We start from the raw sequence: 18,398 nt of genomic DNA on the forward strand, positions 1-18,398 counted from the left end.
CGGGTCCGGGCAGAGCCCGCGGAGGCGCCCGCCGCACACCCCCGGCCCGGCGCCCCGCCACCCGCCCCCGCCGGGTGCCGATCCAGCCCACCGACCTTCGAAGCGCGGCCCCCGGGGTGCAACCCGCCGACGCCCCCGGCCGGCGTAGATTCCAGCCCCGCCGGCGTTTGAGGCGCGGGTCCGGGCAGAGCCCGCGGAGGCGCCCGCCGCACACCCCCGGCCCGGCGCCCCCGCACTGTCAGACCCCGGTGGGACACTCGCACCCATGAGCGACCGCACCCCCCGGTGGGCCCTCGCCGAGGACGGCGACGGCTGGTGGCACGCCGCCCCGGTCGCACCGCCGGCCCCGGCCGGCCAGGCCGCACCCCTGTCCTCCCCCGCCGCCCCCGCCGCCCCCGCCGGCCCCCCGGCCCGGCTCCGCGTCCGCGACCCCGCCGAGGCGATCCGCACCGCCCCCGCCGGCACCCGCTGGATCTGGTCCTCCACCGCGGCCGTCTACCCCCACCTGCTCGCATCCGGCGTCCGCGTCGAGCGCTGCTACGACGTCGAGGACGCCGAGCTCCTCCTGCTCGGCCACGAGGGCCGGTTCGGCGAGCCCCGCTCCGCCGCCGCCGCGTGGGCCCGGCTCGCGGGAGGGCCCGTACCGCCCGATCCGCCGCAGCGGTCCGCCGCCCCCGGCACCCAGTCCTCCCTCTTCGACCCGCGGCCCACCCCGCTGCCCCTCGACGCGCTGATCGCGGTCCACGCCGACCAGGCGGCGCGGATCGACGCCACCGCCCACCCCGACCGGATGCGGCTGCTCACCGCCGCCGAGTCCGCCGCCTTCCTCGTCGCCGCCGAGATGCACCGCGCGGGCCTGCCCTGGCGGGCCGACGTCCATCGCGCCCTGCTCACCGACCTGCTCGGAGAGCGGTACGCGGGCGGCGGCGAGCCCCGGCGCCTCGCCGAGCTGGCCGACCGGATCTCCGCCGCCTTCGGCCGGCGCGTACGGCCCGATCTGCCGACCGACGTCATCAAGGCCTTCGCCGAGGCCGGCATCAAGCTCAAGTCCACCCGGCGCTGGGAGATCCAGGAGCTGGACCATCCCGCCGTCGAGCCGCTGGTCGCGTACAAGAAGCTGTACCGGATCTACACCGCCCACGGCTGGGGCTGGCTCGCGGACTGGGTCCACGACGGCCGCTTCCGCCCGGAGTTCATCCCCGGCGGCACCCTCACCGGCCGCTGGGTCACCAACGGCGGCGGCGCCCTGCAGATTCCCAAGGTGATCCGCAGGGCGGTGGTCGCCGATCCCGGTTGGCGCCTGGTCGTCGCCGACGCCGACCAGATGGAGCCGCGCGTGCTCGCCGCGATCTCCCGCGACCCCGCCTTCATGGAGGTGGCCGGGCGCCCCGAGGACCTCTACACCGCCGTCTCCCGGCAGGGCTTCTCCGGCGACCGGGACAAGGCCAAGATCGCCGTGCTCGGCGCCGTCTACGGCCAGACCTCCGGGGACGGCCTGAAGAACCTGGCCGCCCTGCGCCGCCGCTTCCCGCTGGCCGTGGCGTACGTGGACGAGGCGGCCCGGGCCGGGGAGGAGGGCCGGCTCGTACGGACCTGGCTCGGCCGCACCTGTCCTCCGCCGGCCGGCTCCGTCGACGGGGAGGACGGCAGCGGCGAGGCCGGGATCCCGCAGGACCGGGAGGACGGCTGGACCCCGAGCTATGCCTCGACCAACACCCGGGCCCGCGGCCGGTTCACCCGCAATTTCGTCGTGCAGGGCAGCGCCGCCGACTGGGCGCTGCTGCTCCTGGCCGCACTGCGGCAGGCCATCGCCGGCATGCGGGCCGAGCTGGTGTTCTTCCAGCACGACGAGGTCATCGTGCACTGTCCGGTCGAGGAGGCCGAGGCCGTCGCCGAGGCGATCCGCGCGGCCGGTGACCGGGCCGGGCGGCTCACCTTCGGCGACACCCCGGTCCGGTTCCCCTTCACCACGGCCGTAGTGGAGTGCTACGCGGACGCCAAGTGATCCCCGTCCGCCCTACCGGATCTCCTTCCACCGCGGTGCGAGGGCGATCTCTTTCAGCTGCGCCACGGTCAGCGCGGGCTCCGGGCGGGTGGCGGTGCCGAGCTGCTCGCCCGTGTTGTAGGCGGTGGCCTCCACGCGCAGCCCGTTCGAACGCAGGGTCTCCACGGTCCACTCGACCACGCCTGCGCCGTGGTCGGCGGACTTCTGGGTGACCTTGACCATCGTCCCGTCGTCCGCCGTGGTGACGCCGGGGCCGGTGAGGGGCATCTGCTGGCTGCCCTTGGTGTGGGCGAGCTGGACGAGCGACAGGCCCTTGCCGTCGTTGAGCACGGCCTGTCCGATCTGGTAGCGCCCCTTGGCGGAGTCGATCGGGATCCTGTACTTCCCCAGCAGTGCCACGAGGGCGTCCTTGCCGGACACTCCGGTCGCCTCGTCCCGCTGGGCCGACTCCGCCGGCGCCGCCGGCATGGTGTTCAGGGCCTCGTGCCAGACGGTCGAGGTGACCAGGGTCTTCAACTGCACGGTGGACAGCGGCGGATCGGTCCGCGTGACGGGGGTCCCCTTCTGGGTGGCCGCGTTCCACTCCGAGGCCTCGACCTGGAAGCCCTGCGGGGTCACGAGGACGGCCCGCCAGGCCTTGGTGTCGGCGCGGCGGTCGGAGTACTCGTACCCCTTCTCCAGCAGGATCTTCGAGCCGTCGGGCAGGTTCTCGACGGTGCAGTCGTCGTACTTGACGATCTTCTTGTCCGCGCAGGTGGTCAGTTCGGAGGCGTTGCTTCCCAGCGGGTCCACCCGGGAGAGGGCCACGCTGATGGCCGCCCTGCCCTCCCCGTCGTCGTAGATGCCCGAGGCCATCGGGTTGGACCCCTTCTCCGACCCGCCGGCCACGACGGCGGTGAACCTCCCGCCGGGCAGCAGCGATTCCAGGTCGGCGACCATCTCGTCGGGGGTGACCGGGCGGGTTCCCGTCGACTCCTTCGGACCACCGTCCCCGGGGGCGGTGGTCCGCGGGGTCGGTGGCGCGGCGACGTGCTGCGAGCCGGAGGCGCCGAGCAGGCCGGAGTAGGCGCCGACCGTCCCGATCAGGGCGATCGCCAGCACCGATCCGCCGGCCACGGCGGCCCGCCGGCGGGCCACCAGCCGGCGCCCGCGGCGTTCACCGGCGTCCGCGAGGGCGTGCCGGTCGGCGGCGAACCCGTCCCCCGCACGCCGGAGGGCTTCGCCTAGCTCGTCTTCAAAGGACATGGAGAACCAGACCTTCCGTTCAGAGGTGACAGGTGAGACGGGTGTGATGGGTGTGACGGGACGGGAGCTCCTACCGGGTCCGGCTCCTACCGGGGCCGGGCTCCTACGCCCCGGACCGGACGGCTCCGACCCGGGCGGGCCCGGCCCCCGGCCCGGCCCCGGACCTGCCGCGACGCGGTGGGTCCCACGGGTCAGTGCGTGGCCACGAACTCGGCCAGGGAACCCCCCAGTTGATCGCGCAGCCGGGCCAGTGCCCGCGAGGTCCGGGTACGGACGGCCGCCGAGCTCGCGTTCATCGCATCGGCGGTCTCCTCGACGCTGCGGTCCTCCCAGTACCGCAGCACCAGCACCGCCCGGTCCTTCGGCGCCAGCCGCCCCAGCGCCTCCAGCAGCGTCAGCCGCAGCGCCGGATCGGCGCCGCCGGCCGCGGCCGCGCCCGACTCGGGGAACTCACCGACCGGGTGCTCCCCGGACGAGCGGCGGCGCTGGTGGGTGAGGAAGGCCCGTACCAGCACCGTCTGCGCGTACGCCGCCGGATTGTCGATGCGGGAGATCCGCCCCCAGAGCAGGTACATCCGCCCGAGGGTCTCCTGCACCAAGTCCTCCGCCAGGTGGGTGTCCCCGCTCGTCAGCAGGCACGCCGACCGGTACAGGTGCCCCGACCGGCCCGCCGCGAACTCCCGGAACCCGTCCCTGCGACCCTGCCGCATCCACTCCCCCTCGCGCCCGTCCCACCTCATTGACGCGACGGGGGCGCGAGAATGTTTCACCCGTGACGGGTCCGATCAGCCGAGATCGTGGAAGTAGACGTGGAACTCCTCTCGGACGAAGCCCTCCGCCTCGTACAGACCCTGCGCGACCGTGTTGTCGTACGCCGTCTCCAGCTGCACCCCCGCCGCCCCGGCCTCCCGAGCGCGGCGCAGCACCTCGCGCAGCAACGCCCGCCCCGCCCCCGTGCGGCGGCCCCGCGGCGCCACGTACAGGTCGCTCAGCACCCACAGCGGCCGCAGCGCGAGGGAGGAGAAGGTCCGGTAGACCTGCGCGAAACCGACCGTCCCGGCGCCGGGCACCGCGGCCAGCAGCACCAGCGACTCGTCCTTCGCGATCCGCTCGGCCAGGAAGGCGCGCGGCAGGTCCGGGTCCGCGGGGGGCACCTCGTAGAAGTCCAGGTAGCCGCGGAACAGCTCGGCGGCCTCCTCCACGTCCGCGGCGCCCGCCCCGCGGACCACGACATCCGTGCCGCTCGTCGTCTCTGTCATGTCCGCCTCGTCTCCCTCGCCGGCCGTCCCCTGTCGGAGATCATTGTGCGGGGACGCGGACGGGGGCGTGCGGGCGGCGTCGCTCGACCGGGCGCTCACCCGGTCTTTCCGGTGACGGGCTGGGCGGGCAGTCGGAACACGTGGTCGGGCGTGACGATCTTCGTGATGGCCTCCCCGAACAGCGAGCTGGGTTCGGAGCCCTCGTGCGCGATGTCGGTGTTGAGCAGCACCACCAGCGTGGCCCGCGCCTCGGGCAGGTAGACGGTGAGCGACTGGTAGCCGGGCAGGGAGCCGTTGTGGCCTATCCAGCCGTCGACGTTGAAGATGCCCAGGCCGTAGCCCGTGTCCGGCAGGTTCCCGGCCGGGGTCACCTTGAGCCGCTGCGCCTGGGTGGCGGGGGTCAGCAGGGTTCCGGTGGCCAGGGTCTTCGCCCAGACCTTCAGGTCGGCGAGGTCGGAGATCATCGCGCCGGCCGCCCAGCCCCATGAGGGGTTCCAGTTGGTGGCGTCCTCGGTCTTCCCGGAGGCCGTCTGGTTCGTGTAGCCGTGGGCGTGCGGACTGGGGAACTCCGCGCCGACGGGGAACAGTGTGTGCTTCAGGCCGGCCTCGGCGACGACCTCGCGGTTGATGTACTCGGCGAGCGGGGTCCCGGTGACCTTCTCCACCACCAGGCCGAGCAGGATGAGGTTGGTGTTGCAGTACTGGAATTGCGTGCCCGGCTCGAAGAGCACCGGGTGGTCGAAGGAGTACGCGAGCAGCTCCTGCGGGGTGAACTGCCGGTACGGGTCACTCGTCAGGGCCTTGAAGAACCCCTCGTCCTCCGAGTAGTTGAACAGCCCGCTCCGCATCCCGGCCAGCTCGCGCAGGGTGATCCGGTCGCCGTTCGGGACTCCTTCGACGTACGTGCCGATCGGGTCGTCCAGGCCCACCTTCCCGTCGTCCACCAGCTGGAGCAGGGCGGTCACGGTGAAGGTCTTGGTCTCGCTGCCGATGCGCGAGTACAGGTCCGTCGTCATGGGGGCGCCGGTCGCCTTGTCGGCGACGCCGAAGGCCCGTACGTACTCCCCCTTGCCGGGCGCGGACAGGTGCACCATCACCCCGGGCACCCTGGCCTCGGCCATCACCTTCTTGACGGCGTCGTCCAGCTGCCGCGCCACGGCCGGGTTCAGCTGCGGAAACTCCTCCGCCGAGGGGGTTGGCGCCCGGGCCGCCACGGACACGAGCCGCTCGTCCGCACCGGCGGTGGGCGTCGGCGCCGCCGCCACGGCGGGCGCCCCGGCACTCCGGTCGTACGCGGCACCGGCCCCCAGGGGAACCGCGAGCAGTCCCACCGCGGCCGCCCCGACCGCCGCCTTGCGCAACCGTGCCGTCATGCCGGGCCTCCTCCGCACTGACCCCGAGGACACCATCCAATCCAACCTAGCCCTACCCCCCACCCCCGGCGACCGGGCCCAGCGACCCCGGCCCGGCCCTCCCGGGAACGGCTCTCGAATCCGCCCGTTATCTCCCTCTATGCGGCCTACCTCCCACCCCGCAGAACCCGGTTCGGGGCACCCCTCGACACCCTGTAGACTTGGCGCCGCTGCTGATGAGCGCCCCTCTTCGAGGGAACACTTGTCTGACCAGCGGTGCCGCCTTAGCTCAGTTGGCCAGAGCAACGCACTCGTAATGCGTAGGTCTCGGGTTCGAATCCCGAAGGCGGCTCTGTAGAACCCCCAGGACTCACTCGCCGTGACCTGGGGGTTTTGCTATTTCCGGGGCCGGTCGGCGCGTGCGGCGAGACCCTGCGCGTGGGCGTCCTGTGGCCGGTGGTCCCGGTCAGTGGCCCGTCGCGACAAAGCGGAGGTAGCGGCGCAGGCCGAAGGGTCGGCGGTGTTCCGTGCCGGCTGTGGCGAGCTGAGTGACCAGCAGGTCCTGGGTGGTGCTCACGTCGGCGAGTTGGGCCCGGCGCTGGACCAGGACCGCTCGTCGTTGCCGTGCTGAGGTCTCCGTGGGCGAGGCCGAGCCCATCCAGGTCGGCGACCAGCGCCGCGAACCGCCGCGCCGCCGTCAGGACCGCCGCCGTGTCCCGGACGTTCCGGTCGAACCAGGTGATCAGACCGGTGCCTTCCACCCGGGCCGTCTTCAGGGCCGGGTACCAATGGCCGGCGACGAGGACGCCCGTTGACAGGTATTCGATGCCGACCGGCCGGAGCGGGCTGCCCGTGGCCGGCCCTGGCGTCCAGCGTGCCGGGAGGGCTGAGACAGTACGCTGACCTCATCAGCGGGATCGGGCCCGCTCGCATGGTGTCCGGGAGGTGGGCCATGACTGCCGAGATGGCAGCCCCTGCGTGGATGCACGAGCAGATCACGGCCGAGCAGTACGACTCCTGGTCCGAGGAGCAGTGTGCGGGGGTCGAGATCGTGGACGGGATGGTCGTGGTGAGTCCCAGCGCGTCCAAGCGGCACAATCGACTCGCTCGGATCTTGGCGAACGTCTTGGAGGCAGCCGCCGGGCCGGACTGGAACGCCGACACCGACTTCGACGTCCGACTTCAGGATGTCCCACTCACCAATCGGCGTCCGGATGTCGTGGTGTACCGGGCGGACACGATCGACATCACGCCCACCCGTCCCGAGCACGTGCTGCTGGTCGTGGAGGTCGTCTCGCCGGGATCGGAGACCACCGACCGGATTGTGAAGACGGACCAGTACGCCAAGTCCGGCATTGCCTTCTACTGGCGGGTCGAACAGGCCGCGACCGGAGTCCCCCTCGTGTACACCTACGTTCTCGACCCCGCGACCAGGGCCTACCGAAACGGGGACGTGTTCACCGGCGTCGTCAAGGTTTCGGCCCCCTTCCCGGTGGAATTCGACCTCAGCCAGATCTGACTCCGTGCTGAGCCTCCACCACGCTTGGGCGCGGGAAGCGGGATTCGGGGGCACCGCCCGGCACGGGGCGGGATGATCTTGTGGGGCCTCGTGATGCGTAGGTCTCGGGCTCGAATCCCCAAGGCGGCTCGGATCAGTCCCAGGACTCACTCGCCGTGACCTGGGGCTTCTTCATGCCCTCCGCGACCTCGGGCCGCCACTGACCTCCGCACACCTGTGCGGGAAGGGCCACGGGCGGCCGGTCGCAAGTGCTGGCGGGCGGGGCACAGTTGTGCGAATCGTGGTGCGGCTCTCCCCTTGCTTGAGGCATTGGTCTAGTCCAGACTGATCGTCGGTCGATGCCTCTGCAAAGTCGACCGTGCACGGCCCGTAATGCCGCCCCCGGTCATGATCGACCGGTCGTGGACATCGGATCAGGGGGATGCCATGTCAGAGAGGATGTCGGCCGCGGGGCTTCCCCGGGGAGCTTCTGCAGGCGAGCCGGGCCCGGTCGGCCCGCGGTTGCAGTCGCTCCGCAGACGGGCCGGGCTGAGCCAGGAAGTGGCCGCGTTACGGGCCGGCATCAGCACCCGGGCGCTGCGCGACATCGAGCGCGGCCGGGTCCAGCGGCCCCAGTCGCGCACCCTGCGGAACCTGGCCGAGGCGCTCGGGCTGAGCGGCGGCGAGCTGGCGGACCTGCTGGCCGCCGTTCGCACCGGGCCGCCGCGCGGCGCCAGCCGGCCGCGCCTGCTGATCCTCGGCCCGCTCTCCCTCCAGCGCGGCCAGAGCCCCGTACCCGTCACCAGTCCGATGCTGCGCCGCCTGCTCGGGCTGCTGGCACTCAAGCACCCCGAGCCGTGCACCCAGCAGGAGATCACCGACACCCTGTGGCCGTCCGGGCCGCCCAGCTCCCGCCAGAGCCTGATCCACACCTACGTCAGCCAGGTCCGCCAGCTGCTGGAACCGGGCGGTCCGCGGCCCGCCCCGCCGCCGACCGTCGTCCGGACGCCCACCGGCTACCGGCTGGAGGCGTCCCGCAACCAGCTCGACCTCGGCCACTTCGACGAGCTGCTGGACCAGGCGATGCGCGTGCACCGCGCGCCGGACCCGGCGGCGGCGTACGAGTCGCTGACGCGCGCCCTGCAGTGGTGGCGTGGTCCGGTGCTGTCCGACGCGCACCCGGTGCTGCGCCAGCACCCGGCGGCGGTGGCGGCCAACGAGCGGCGGGTCAAAGCCGTACTGCTGCACGCCGACACGGCGCTGGTGCTGCGGCGCCCCGAGGAGGCCGTGCCGGTGCTGTGGGACATGGTGAACACCGAGCCGCTGCACGAAGGCCTGCACGCCCGGTTGATCCTCAGCCTCGCCAGCTGCGGGGAGCAGGCCGCCGCGCTCAAGGTGTTCGGCCGCCTGCGCGACCGGCTGGACGAGGAACTGGGCATCGCGCCCAGCGCGGAGGTGCGCGACGCCCACCTGCGGGTGCTGCGCCAGCAACTGCCTCTCGCGCAGCGCCCCGACCACCCGGCGCGGACCGGCCGCCCCTCGCCGGCGGACCACCCCGAGCCCACCGGCCACCCCGAGCCCGCCGGCCATCCGGAGCCCAGCGGCCACCCCGTGCCCGCCGGACGCCCCTCGCGGGTCCGCCGCACCACCCGGGTAGACCGCAGCACGTCGGCCGACCGCAGCACACCGGGCGACCGCACCACGCGGGGCGACCGACCCCCGCTCACCGGCCCGCTCCCGGCCCAGTTGCCCGCCGGGGCCGGCTCCCACGTCGGGCGGCGGCGGCAGATGCGGGAGCTGGACGCCCTCGTCTCGCCAGACCCCGCGCGGCGCACGCACGTGGTGGCCGTGGTCGGACCGCCAGGGGTCGGCAAGACCGCCCTGGCCACGCACTGGGCACACGCCCGCCGCGAACACTTCGCGGACGGGCAGTTGTTCGTGGACCTGCGCGGCCACTCCCCTCTTCCCACCCTGCGTCCCGGCGACGTCCTGGCGCAGTTCCTGCGCGCCCTGGGCGCTCCGCCCGAGCTTCCCGCGGACGAGGACGAGGCCGCGGCGCTGTACCGCACCCTGCTCGCCGACAAGCAGATGCTGATCGTGCTGGACAACGCGCGCGACGCCGAGCAGGTCAGGCCGCTCATCCCCGGCGCCCAGGGCTGCGCGGTGGTGATCACCAGCCGCAGCCAGCTCGCCGGGCTGGTCGCGAGCGACGGCGCCCGCCAGCTCGGCCTGGACGTGCTCGATCCGGACGAGGCCCGCCAGCTGCTGGGCAGCACCATCGGGGAGAGCCGGGTCGCGGCCGAGGAGGAGGCGGCCGGCCGGCTCGTACGAGTGTGCGGCGGCCTGCCGCTCGCCATCCGGATCGCGGGGGCCAACCTGCTGGCCCGCAACGCCCGCATCGCCGACTACTGCGCCGAGCTGGCGGGTGACGACATGCTCAGCCGGCTGTACATCGAAGGGGACCGGCGCTCGACGGTGCGGGCCGCCTTCGACCTCTCCTACCGCGCGCTCCCCGTCGCGGCCCAGCGGATGTTCCGGCTCCTCGGCCTGATGCCCGGCCCCGACGTCACCGTGGACGGGGCCGCGGCGCTGGCGGACTCGACCTCCGCCCAGGCGGCCGGGCTGCTGGCGACCCTGGCGGCCGCCCATCTGGTGCAGGAACGGTCGGCGGGCCGGTTCGGGCAGCACGACCTGCTGCGCTCCTACGCCCGCGAGCTCGTCAGCCGGGAGGAGGCGCACGGCGCACGGCAGCGGCTCTTCGACTGGTACCTCTACCACGCCGACGCGGCGGCCCGGCTGCTCTACCCGGCGGAGCCGGCCTCGGACCCGTACCCGCCCGCCGGGGCGGCGCCCTCGGCCGCGCTGGTCTTCTCGGACCACGGCCAGGCCTCGCAATGGCTGGACAGCGAGCGGGAGAACCTGGCCGGGGCCGTCCTGCAGGCGTCCGGCGCCGGCTTCACCGCCGTCGCCTGGCGGCTGGCGGAGAGCCTGCACAGCTATCTCTCGGTGCGCAGGTACACGGGCGACTGCCTCAAGGTCGCGACCGCCAGCCTGTTCGCCGCCGTCGCCGACGGCGAGCTGCGGGCCCAGGCCGCCGCCCAACTGCGGCGCGCCGAATGCCATTGGGTGCTGGCGAACACCACGCAGGCGCTGGAACTGTTCAACAGCGGGCTGGATCTCGCACGGCAGGCCGGCTGGCTCGAAGGGCAGGTGCTGGCCCTGCGCCGCATCGGCGCCGCGCACCAGGAGAACGGCGCCGTCCTGCTGGCCTACGACCACCGCTCCCGCGCGCGGGAGCTCACCCGGCGCGGCAACGGGGCGGGTACCGCCGACGACGTCACCCACTCGGGGTGATCCGCCCGAAGCCCGGGCGGCCGCGGCGGGCAGCCGAGCCCCCTTCCCCCTGAGCGCCCGTCCCGTCCTGCCGCCGGCCGGTCGACCAGCCGCAGGAGTCCGAGGGCCTCCTCCGCGGCCAGGTCCGCCGGCCCGGCGGCAGGACAACTGCTCCGGCAGTTACCGCAGTTCTGCCGGTTCCCGCGGCGCGTACGGCGGCGGCCGACCGCGCCACAGTTCAGCGGCGGTGCGTACGGCGGCGCCCGGCGCTCCGGGGGCTCACGGTCCTCTGGTCCGGCTGTAGGAGCCCGACCAGACGGGCTCCGTACGGTGGTCGCACCGCAGAGCCGTTCCCCGTGCCGATCCATGAGGTGACACGTTGCCACAGCCCACGGCGTCCCGCGTCGCCGCCCGGGCCGGGTGCCGCGGACCCCTCTCCTTCGGTCACGCCCCCATCATCCGTGCGATCGGAATGAGATGACGATGGACTTCGCGACACTGAGGCAGGAAGACCGGCGGCCCGCCGAGATGGACGATTTCGTGGTCGCCCTCTACGAACACACCTTGGGGCGGCCGGACTTCAGCACGTCCGGGATCGCCGAGGAGCTGGGCGTCCCGCGGCCGCGCGCCGAGCAGGCCGTCGGCGTGCTGCGCGAGCTGCGCCTGGTCAAACCGGCCGAGAGCGGCGCCGACCGGCTGGTCGCGGTGGGCCCGGAGGCGGCCCAGATGGAGCTGCTGATCCCGCTGGAGCGGGAGATCCTCGACAGCCGACGCCGACTCGCGGGCTTCCAGGGTCAGTTGAACTCCTTCGTAGCGGCGTACGAAAAACAGGCCAGGACCCGCGCCGAGCCGGTCGTGATCACCGACGACTGGCAGGAGATCGAATTGCGGCTGCTGGAGGCCGCGCAGGGCTGCACCACCGAGGTCCTGGTGATGCAGCCCTGCGTGGCCCACGAGACCCGCGAGCTGCGGCTGGCCCGTCCGCTGGTGCTGGAGGCCCTGCGACGCGGTGCACGGGGGCGGATCCTCTACCCCCACACCGCCCGCGGCGATTCGGACACCCGTGCGCACATCGGCGAACTGCTGCCGGCCGGCGGCCAGGTGCGTACGACCAAGGAGGTGCGCGACCGCTTCCTCGTCTTCGACCGGAAGACGGCCTTCATCCCGGCCGGCGACGGCGACGCGATCGCCGTCGTCTACGAGGGCGCGGTCGCGGCCTTCCTGGCCGGACTGCACGCCCGGGTGTGGGAGTCCGCGTTCGACTTCGACTCCGGCGCGGCCGGCTACGCCGGGACGATGGAGGACCTGAAGGCGGCCCTCCTCGACCTGCTGGCCTCCGGAGCCAAGGACGAGGTGATCGCGCGCCGCGTGGGGATGTCCGAGCGGACCTTCCGCCGCCACGTCGCGACGATCATGCAGGAGCTGTCGGCGACCAGCCGTTTCCAGGCCGGCGTGCTGGCCGCCCGGACCGGCCTGGTCGACCTGGACCTGGACCTGAGGAGCGCCGCATGAGCCGCTACGACCGACTCGCGTACTCGTCATCGGTGCGCCGGGTCCAGCAGGAGATGGGCAGTGCCACCGCGGCCGACCGCCGGCTGCGGGACCCCGGCGAGGAGCCCGAGCCGCTCACCGGCGTCGAGGCAGACTTCATCCGCGGCCTCGACGGCTTCCTGTTCGCCAGCGTGGGTGAGAGCGGGTGGCCGTACATCCAGTACCGCGGCGGCCCGCCGGGCTTCGTCCACGTCCTGGACCAGCACACCCTCGGATACCTGGACGTCCGGGGCAACCGGCAGTACATCACCACCGGCAACGTACGCGGCGACGACCGGGTCGCGCTCTTCTTCGTCGACCACGCCCGCCAGACCCGTCTCAAGCTGTTCGGCCGCGCCACCGCCGTACCGGCCGGGCAGGACCCCGCGCTCGCCGAGCTGCTGGACTCGCCGCGCACCGAGGGCACCGTCGAGCAGCTCGTCACCATCCGGGTCGAGGCCACCGCCTGGAACTGCCCCAACCACATCACCCCCCGATTCAGCCGGCGCGAGTTCTCCGACGCCCTGGCCCCGGTTCAGGACCGCCTGGCGCGGCTGGAGCAGGAGAACGCCGCCCTGCGTGCGGAACTCGCCGCGCGACACACAGCCCCCAGCGCGAATCAACCCGATCGACGACCGAATCGACCTGCCGACTGACCGCATTCGGCAGCCGGTTTCGGGCGGTGATAAATACCCGCGGGAATCATTAGTCTGGACCAACTAAGAGCCCCGAAGCGAACGGAGACATCGCGCGATGGTCAGCGATGTGATCGACCGCAACGACCGGTTCCGGGGAATCCTGGACCGACTCGCCACCAAGTCGATCGACGACTATTACAACCCGTACCGACTGTTCGAGTGGCCGGACCGACTCCCCGAGGACATGTGGTGGATGAGCCCCGAGCTCACCACCACACACGGGACGGAATGGGCCGAGAAGCTCACTCCACAACAACTCCACACGCTTTCGAAGCATGAGAGCATCAATTTCTACAGCCTCAATGTGCACGGAATTCGCGAACTGCTCATCGAGGTCGTCAACCGGATCCACACCACCGGTTTCGAGACACCGTCGGAGTTCTTCCACCATTTCATCGGTGAGGAGAACGAGCACATGTGGTTCTTCGCCGAATTCTGCCTGCGCTACGGCGGGAAGATCTACCGGCAGCCCGCCGGCGGGGAGGCGGCCGACCCGGAGGCGACCGGCTCCGCGGCCAAGATCCAGAGCCTGCTGGTGTTCGCCCGCATCCTGATCTTCGAAGAGCTGGTCGACCACTTCAACTCGGCGATGGCCGCGGACGAACGCCTGCACGAGACGATCCGCGGCATCAACCGGATCCACCACCAGGACGAGTCCCGGCACATCGCCTTCGGCCGCGAGCTCGTCGACCTGCTCCACCGGGACCTGCGGCAGACCGCCACCGAGCAGGAGCTGGCCGACGTCTCCACCTACCTTCGCCGCTACATGAAGCACAGCTTCGACTCCCTCTACCACCCGCAGGTCTACCGCGACGCCGGCCTGGAGCGCCCGCACGAGCTGCGCCGGGCCCTGCTGGACTCACCGGCCCGGGCCGAGGCCGAGCAGCGCACCTTCCGCAAGACGGCCAAGTACCTGGAGAAGACGGGACTCATCCGATGAACCGCCTGACCGGGAGCGACGGCGCCCCCGCCCTGGCCATCCTCGGACCGCCGGCCACCCGGCTCGTCAAGGAGCTCGACGGGGTCTTCACCGGCTGGGGCCTCGCGGCCGGCGCCGAGGAGATCAGTGCCCCGCCGCTCTTCCCGGTGACCGACCTGGAGAAGTTCGACGTCTACACCAACTTCCCCCACCTGGCCTGGGTGGCGGGCTCGCTCGACCTGACGGACGAGCAGTTCAAGCCGGTGGAGGGCCGCTTCGGTCCGGGCGCGGTGGCCGAGGCCCGGTACGGGCTGCCGCACGCCACCTGCTACGGCGCGTACCTCTTCCACGAGGGCGAGCAGGTCGCCGACGACACACTGGTGACCCTGGTCAACCGCTGCTTCCGCAACGAGGACCACTACAGCGGGCTGCGCCGCCTCGCCAGCTTCCAGATGCGCGAGATCGTCGCCCTCGGCAGCTACGAGCACACCCAGCAGGTACTGGCCCGCTTCACCGGGCGGATCCAGTCCTTCGCCGCCGCGCTCGGGATCGACCTGGGCAAGGTACCGGCCGGCGACCCGTTCTTCCGCAACGACGACGGCCGCGCCCTGCTGCAGAAGCTCAGCCCGGTCAAGTACGAGTTCCAGTACGGCGACCTGGCCATCGCCTCCGTCAACACCCACCGCAACTTCTTCGGCGAGCGGTGCGGCATCCGGCTGGAGTCCGGCGAGCACGCCTACACCTCCTGCGTGGCCTTCGGGCTGGAGCGCTGGATCGCCGTCCTGACCGAGCACTTCGACGCGGACCTCGACGCCGCGCTGGCCTCCGTACGCGCCGCCGCCGACGCGTCGTGACCCAGCCCCGGATCGGCGTCGACCTCGTACCGCTCTCCCGGGTCCGCGAGCTGCTGGAGCCCGGCAGCGGACCGGTGCTCGGGAGGTTCCTCTCCGCCGAGGAGCTGACCGTCTCCCGCACCCCGGACGGCGCGCCCGACCAGGCCGGGATCGCCGGCCGGCTGGCCGCCAAGGAGGCCGTCTTCAAACTTCTCGGCGCCACCGGAAGGCCCGTCCCCTGGCGGGGCATCGAGGTCCTGCGCGGTCCCGGCGGCCGCCCCGGGATCCGGCTCTCCGGCGGCGCGGCCGAACTGGCCCGCGACGCCGGGCTCGGCCCGATCGACGTCAGCATCAGCCACGACGGCGGCTTCGCGATCGCCGTCGCGGCCGCCACCACCTCACTCGACCACCACACCCCACTCGACCACCCCATCTCGCTGGATCACCGACTCTGAAGGGAATGCCATGAGTTCCGCAGGTATCGACAAGGTCCGTGACTGGATCCTCGGCCGCCACCCCGAACGCACCGAGCTCGCCGCCGACGTCGACCTCATCGAGAGCCGGCTGGTCGACTCCCTGGCCTTCGTCGAGCTCGTCTACACCATCGAGGACGCCGCGGGCGTCGAGATCGACTTCGACAACATCGACATCGGGGACTTCCAGACCCTCGCGACCATCGAGAAGGCGTTCTTCGCCTGATCCCGAGGAGGGATCTTCACCATGGATGCAGTCTCGTACACCGCTCAGTGGATGGCCGCCGCCCGCGCGCAGGAGTCCGAGCGCGAGGACGCGCTGTTCGTGGACCCGCTGGCCCACGACCTGGCCGCGCCCAGGGGCTACGAACTGATCGAGCGCTACGCCGGCGGCGGCCTGCTGCCGTTCATCTCCATCCGCACCCGGTTCCTGGACGACGCCATCCGCGACGTCCTCGCCGAGGGCGGGATCCAGCAGGTGGTGCTGATCGCCGCGGGCATGGACACCCGCGCCTACCGGCTCGACTGGCCGGACGGCACCGAGGTCTACGAGGTCGACCACGCCGGACTGATCGCCGAGAAGCGCCGCCGGCTCGACGCCCTCGGCGCCGAACCGCGCACCGACCGGCGCGAGGTCTCCGCCGACCTCACCCGGGACTGGCTGCCCGCCCTGGAGGCCGCCGGCTTCGACCGCGAACGCCCGACCCTGTGGGTCGCCGAGGCGCTGACCTTCTTCCTCACCGAGGAGCAGGCCGCCGGCCTGCTGCGCCTGCTCGCCTCCGCCTCCGCCCCCGGCAGCCACCTGGCCTTCGACATCCTGGGGCGCGCGCTGCTGCGCAGCCCCTTCGCGAAGCCCTTCCTGGACACCCTCGCCGCCGACGGAACGCCGTGGATCTTCGGCACCGACGAGCCCGAGGAGTTCCTGACGGCGAACGGCTGGAAGACCACCGACCTGCGCGAACCCGGTCAGCCCGGAGCCGGTGCGGGCCGCTGGCCGTACCAGGTCCAGCCGAGGGACCGGCGCGGCGCGAACCGGCTGTGGCTGATCCGCGCCGAGATAGCGACGGTCTGATGAGCGGACCGACCACGGACCGCCGGATCACTCTGGAGCGCATCGAGTCGTACCTGCCCGAGCGCAGCGTACGGATCGAGGAGCTCGGCGAGCGGCTGGGCCTGCGCCGGGCCGAGCTCGGGGTGTTCCGCAAGTTCTACGGCCTCGACACGCTCCGTTTCGACCCCGAGCTCCCGCTGCTCGACCTGCTGCGGCCCGCCGCGCGCGGCGCCCTGGCCGCCCTGCCGGAGGGCGGCCGGGTGGGCTACCTGGCCTACGCGCACACCACCCAGGCGGTGGCTCCGGCCGACGTGGACATCGCCCAGGTGGTCAGCGACGACCTCGGCCTCGCCGGCACCGAGGCCTTCGGCCTCAGCCACCAGGCCTGTGTCAGCAGTCTGGGCGCCATCGAGGTCCTCGGCGAACTGCTCCGCGCGGAGGGCGCCGAGGGCGCGTACGCCCTGATGGTCACCGGTGAGCAGGCGTACTCGCCGATCGTCCAGCACGTCCCCAACACCTCGATCATGGCCGACGCCGCGGCCTCCTGCCTGATCACCCTGGACGGCGACGGCGACGAGGTCCGGTCCTTCGCCACCCGGACCCTGGGCGAGTACGCCCAGTGGCTGGAGCTGACCCCCGAACAGAACACCGCGTTCGGGGAGCAGTACGGGAGCCGGATCGCCGAGGTCATCCACCAGGCGGTGGCGGAGGCCGGGTTGACCTTCGACGAGGTCGACCTGGTGATCCCGCACAACGTCAACAAGCTCGCCTGGCGGCAGACCATCAAGGAGCTGGGGGTGGCCCCGGAGAAGGTGTTCCTGGACAACGTCCCGCGCTACAGCCACACCTTCGCCTCGGACGTCTTCGTCAACTACACCACCCTGCGGGACGCCGGCCGGCTGGTGGACGGCGCGCACTACCTGCTGGTCTCCGTCGGCCTCGGCGCCACCTTCGGCGCGATGGTGATCACCCACCGAGCGGCGGGTGGTACCGCGTGAACCGGCAGGAACTGCTGGTCGTCATCGAGAAGGCGCTCAGCGAGGTCCTGGAGCGGCCGATCACCGGGCTCACGGAGGAGACAGCGCTCTTCGACGAGCTGCAGCTCACGTCCCTCACCGTGCTGGGGCTGCTGATGACCATCGAGGAGGCGACCGGGATCTCGGTCGACCCGGAGGAGCTCGACATCGACCACCTGCGGACCTTGCGGTCCTTCGCCGACTACGTCGAGGCCGCGGTCCGCCAAGAAGAGGGGACGCCATGAGCGGACTCGCCGTCCGGGCCGCCGCCGCGGTGCGCTCGCCGCAGGGCCGGGGACCGGGCGACAGCCCGGCCTCGCTCGACTACTACCGCGACCTGCTCACTCCCTTCGGCGAGAAGCCGGACGAGGAGCTGCTGAGCCGCGGCGCGCACGTCCACCACCGCGACCTCGCGGACCTGCTCGCCGCCGACGACGGCGTCGGCCGGAGCCTGCCGGAGCTGCTGATCGTCACCCACGCCCTGCCGGACGTGGTGCCGTTCACGGCCGTCGCGCCGTACCTGACCGACCGCCTCGGCGGTCGGGCGAACAACTTCGCGATCGGCCAGCAGGGTCTGGCCGCACCTTTCACCGCGCTGCGGATCGCCTCGGCGTACCACCGCGCCGGGCGGGCGGCGGAGGTGGTGCTGGCGGTGCTGGAGCAGACCACCCTGCCGACGCCCTTCCCGCTGGTCCAGGAGACCCCGCTGGTCGACTCGGCCGCGGCGCTGGTCCTCGGCGCCTCCACCGGGGCCGGCCTGCGGTTCGTACGGGCGCACTCGGCCGGTTCGGCAGCGGCTGCCCTCGACGCGTACGCCTCGGACCGGGGCCGCGGGGAGGACGGCACGCTGCTGGTGCTCGGCCCCTGGGTCACCGAGGACCTCCCGGGGCCCGCCGCGGTGCACCGGGTGGCCCCCGGCAGCTACTGCACCAGCCTCTGGCTGGAGCTGGCCGACCACTGGCAGGAGTGGCAGCGGGACTACCGCCGGGTCGTGCTGTGCGACACGGACCCGCGCTCCGGCCGCAGCCACGTGGCCCTCTTCGCCCGCGGCGAGGGGTGACTCCCCCGCCGGGGGGGGGGGGGCCGGCGCCCGCCCCGGGGGGGGGCCCCCCCCCCCCGCCGGCGCCGGCGCGGCCACGCCCCCGACGACCCCGAGGCGGACGGAGGGACCACAAATACCCCCCCG

Annotated in this window: 17 protein-coding genes and 1 tRNA gene; 14 read left to right on the plus strand and 4 right to left on the minus strand. The window is 72.7% G+C overall.

All coding sequences use genetic code 11. The annotated features are described in order from the left end of the window. The first annotated feature begins 265 nt into the window (after positions 1 to 265). Complete coding sequence (locus ACWFQ8_RS32205; RefSeq protein WP_453789822.1) at positions 266 to 2,005, plus strand: bifunctional 3'-5' exonuclease/DNA polymerase; 1,740 nt, start codon at positions 266 to 268, stop codon at positions 2,003 to 2,005. 12 nt (positions 2,006 to 2,017) lie between these two features. On the opposite strand, the gene ACWFQ8_RS32210 is transcribed toward ACWFQ8_RS32205, so the two are convergent. The 4 genes from ACWFQ8_RS32210 to ACWFQ8_RS32225 form a co-directional block, all read right to left on the minus strand. Continuing rightward, positions 2,018 to 3,250, minus strand: a complete 1,233-nt coding sequence (locus ACWFQ8_RS32210) for a hypothetical protein (protein WP_453789823.1) — start codon at positions 3,248 to 3,250, stop codon at positions 2,018 to 2,020. Between the two features lie 191 nt (positions 3,251 to 3,441). Beyond that, the gene (locus tag ACWFQ8_RS32215; RefSeq protein WP_453789824.1) at positions 3,442 to 3,960 is read right to left on the minus strand and encodes a SigE family RNA polymerase sigma factor; all 519 of its coding nucleotides are present in this window, start codon (positions 3,958 to 3,960) and stop codon (positions 3,442 to 3,444) included. A gap of 75 nt (positions 3,961 to 4,035) precedes the next feature. Continuing rightward, on the minus strand, positions 4,036 to 4,509 hold the full coding sequence (locus ACWFQ8_RS32220) for an N-acetyltransferase family protein (RefSeq protein WP_453789825.1): 474 nt from the start codon (positions 4,507 to 4,509) through the stop codon (positions 4,036 to 4,038). Positions 4,510 to 4,604: 95 nt separating this feature from the next. After that, a complete protein-coding gene (locus ACWFQ8_RS32225) occupies positions 4,605 to 5,882 on the minus strand; it encodes a serine hydrolase domain-containing protein (protein ID WP_453789826.1) in 1,278 nt (425 codons plus the stop codon). 257 nt (positions 5,883 to 6,139) lie between these two features. Here ACWFQ8_RS32225 and ACWFQ8_RS32230 point away from each other — a divergent pair. The 13 genes from ACWFQ8_RS32230 (at position 6,140) to ACWFQ8_RS32290 (ending at position 18,272) form a co-directional block, all read left to right on the plus strand. After that, positions 6,140 to 6,213 (plus strand) — tRNA-Thr (locus ACWFQ8_RS32230). 600 nt (positions 6,214 to 6,813) lie between these two features. Further along, positions 6,814 to 7,380, plus strand: a complete 567-nt coding sequence (locus ACWFQ8_RS32235; RefSeq protein WP_453789827.1) for a Uma2 family endonuclease — start codon at positions 6,814 to 6,816, stop codon at positions 7,378 to 7,380. Positions 7,381 to 7,920: 540 nt separating this feature from the next. Continuing rightward, the gene (locus ACWFQ8_RS32240) at positions 7,921 to 10,713 is read left to right on the plus strand and encodes a BTAD domain-containing putative transcriptional regulator (RefSeq protein WP_453789828.1); all 2,793 of its coding nucleotides are present in this window, start codon (positions 7,921 to 7,923) and stop codon (positions 10,711 to 10,713) included. A 462-nt stretch (positions 10,714 to 11,175) separates the two neighbouring features. Then, a complete protein-coding gene (locus ACWFQ8_RS32245; protein ID WP_453789829.1) occupies positions 11,176 to 12,204 on the plus strand; it encodes a LuxR C-terminal-related transcriptional regulator in 1,029 nt (342 codons plus the stop codon). Further along, on the plus strand, positions 12,201 to 12,878 hold the full coding sequence (locus tag ACWFQ8_RS32250) for a pyridoxamine 5'-phosphate oxidase family protein (RefSeq protein ID WP_453789830.1): 678 nt from the start codon (positions 12,201 to 12,203) through the stop codon (positions 12,876 to 12,878). The genes ACWFQ8_RS32245 and ACWFQ8_RS32250 overlap by 4 nt, the downstream gene beginning before the upstream one ends. Positions 12,879 to 12,975: 97 nt before the next feature. Further along, the gene (locus ACWFQ8_RS32255; protein ID WP_453789831.1) at positions 12,976 to 13,860 is read left to right on the plus strand and encodes a diiron oxygenase; all 885 of its coding nucleotides are present in this window, start codon (positions 12,976 to 12,978) and stop codon (positions 13,858 to 13,860) included. After that, the gene (locus tag ACWFQ8_RS32260) at positions 13,857 to 14,693 is read left to right on the plus strand and encodes a hypothetical protein (RefSeq protein ID WP_453789832.1); all 837 of its coding nucleotides are present in this window, start codon (positions 13,857 to 13,859) and stop codon (positions 14,691 to 14,693) included. The genes ACWFQ8_RS32255 and ACWFQ8_RS32260 overlap by 4 nt, the downstream gene beginning before the upstream one ends. Then, positions 14,690 to 15,127 (plus strand): holo-ACP synthase, encoded by a 438-nt coding sequence (locus tag ACWFQ8_RS32265; protein WP_453789833.1) that lies wholly within the window; start codon positions 14,690 to 14,692, stop codon positions 15,125 to 15,127. The genes ACWFQ8_RS32260 and ACWFQ8_RS32265 overlap by 4 nt, the downstream gene beginning before the upstream one ends. Positions 15,128 to 15,137: 10 nt before the next feature. Then, a complete protein-coding gene (locus tag ACWFQ8_RS32270; RefSeq protein ID WP_453789834.1) occupies positions 15,138 to 15,371 on the plus strand; it encodes an acyl carrier protein in 234 nt (77 codons plus the stop codon). A gap of 21 nt (positions 15,372 to 15,392) precedes the next feature. Next, complete coding sequence (locus ACWFQ8_RS32275) at positions 15,393 to 16,217, plus strand: class I SAM-dependent methyltransferase (protein WP_453789835.1); 825 nt, start codon at positions 15,393 to 15,395, stop codon at positions 16,215 to 16,217. Then, on the plus strand, positions 16,217 to 17,194 hold the full coding sequence (locus tag ACWFQ8_RS32280; RefSeq protein ID WP_453789836.1) for a 3-oxoacyl-[acyl-carrier-protein] synthase III C-terminal domain-containing protein: 978 nt from the start codon (positions 16,217 to 16,219) through the stop codon (positions 17,192 to 17,194). Before ACWFQ8_RS32275 ends, ACWFQ8_RS32280 begins: the two co-directional genes overlap by 1 nt. Beyond that, on the plus strand, positions 17,191 to 17,457 hold the full coding sequence (locus ACWFQ8_RS32285; RefSeq protein ID WP_453789837.1) for an acyl carrier protein: 267 nt from the start codon (positions 17,191 to 17,193) through the stop codon (positions 17,455 to 17,457). Before ACWFQ8_RS32280 ends, ACWFQ8_RS32285 begins: the two co-directional genes overlap by 4 nt. Next, positions 17,454 to 18,272: a hypothetical protein gene (locus ACWFQ8_RS32290; RefSeq protein WP_453789838.1), complete on the plus strand. Its 819-nt coding sequence runs from the start codon at positions 17,454 to 17,456 to the stop codon at positions 18,270 to 18,272. The genes ACWFQ8_RS32285 and ACWFQ8_RS32290 overlap by 4 nt, the downstream gene beginning before the upstream one ends. Positions 18,273 to 18,398: the final 126 nt, after the last annotated feature.

This window comes from Streptomyces sp. NPDC055254 (genome assembly GCF_053606025.1).

Bases quoted from the DNA above. Each gene is read 5' to 3' on its own strand.
- ACWFQ8_RS32210 (WP_453789823.1), bottom strand. From the start codon at position 3,250: ATGTCCTTTGAAGACGAGCTAGGCGAAGCCCTCCGGCGTGCGGGGGAC.
- ACWFQ8_RS32205 (WP_453789822.1), top strand. From the start codon at position 266: ATGAGCGACCGCACCCCCCGGTGGGCCCTCGCCGAGGACGGCGACGGC.
- ACWFQ8_RS32220 (WP_453789825.1), bottom strand. From the start codon at position 4,509: ATGACAGAGACGACGAGCGGCACGGATGTCGTGGTCCGCGGGGCGGGC.
- ACWFQ8_RS32270 (WP_453789834.1), top strand. From the start codon at position 15,138: ATGAGTTCCGCAGGTATCGACAAGGTCCGTGACTGGATCCTCGGCCGC.
- ACWFQ8_RS32235 (WP_453789827.1), top strand. From the start codon at position 6,814: ATGACTGCCGAGATGGCAGCCCCTGCGTGGATGCACGAGCAGATCACG.
- ACWFQ8_RS32280 (WP_453789836.1), top strand. From the start codon at position 16,217: ATGAGCGGACCGACCACGGACCGCCGGATCACTCTGGAGCGCATCGAG.
- ACWFQ8_RS32245 (WP_453789829.1), top strand. From the start codon at position 11,176: ATGGACTTCGCGACACTGAGGCAGGAAGACCGGCGGCCCGCCGAGATG.
- ACWFQ8_RS32290 (WP_453789838.1), top strand. From the start codon at position 17,454: ATGAGCGGACTCGCCGTCCGGGCCGCCGCCGCGGTGCGCTCGCCGCAG.
- ACWFQ8_RS32215 (WP_453789824.1), bottom strand. From the start codon at position 3,960: ATGCGGCAGGGTCGCAGGGACGGGTTCCGGGAGTTCGCGGCGGGCCGG.
- ACWFQ8_RS32225 (WP_453789826.1), bottom strand. From the start codon at position 5,882: ATGACGGCACGGTTGCGCAAGGCGGCGGTCGGGGCGGCCGCGGTGGGA.
- ACWFQ8_RS32250 (WP_453789830.1), top strand. From the start codon at position 12,201: ATGAGCCGCTACGACCGACTCGCGTACTCGTCATCGGTGCGCCGGGTC.
- ACWFQ8_RS32275 (WP_453789835.1), top strand. From the start codon at position 15,393: ATGGATGCAGTCTCGTACACCGCTCAGTGGATGGCCGCCGCCCGCGCG.
- ACWFQ8_RS32260 (WP_453789832.1), top strand. From the start codon at position 13,857: ATGAACCGCCTGACCGGGAGCGACGGCGCCCCCGCCCTGGCCATCCTC.
- ACWFQ8_RS32255 (WP_453789831.1), top strand. From the start codon at position 12,976: ATGGTCAGCGATGTGATCGACCGCAACGACCGGTTCCGGGGAATCCTG.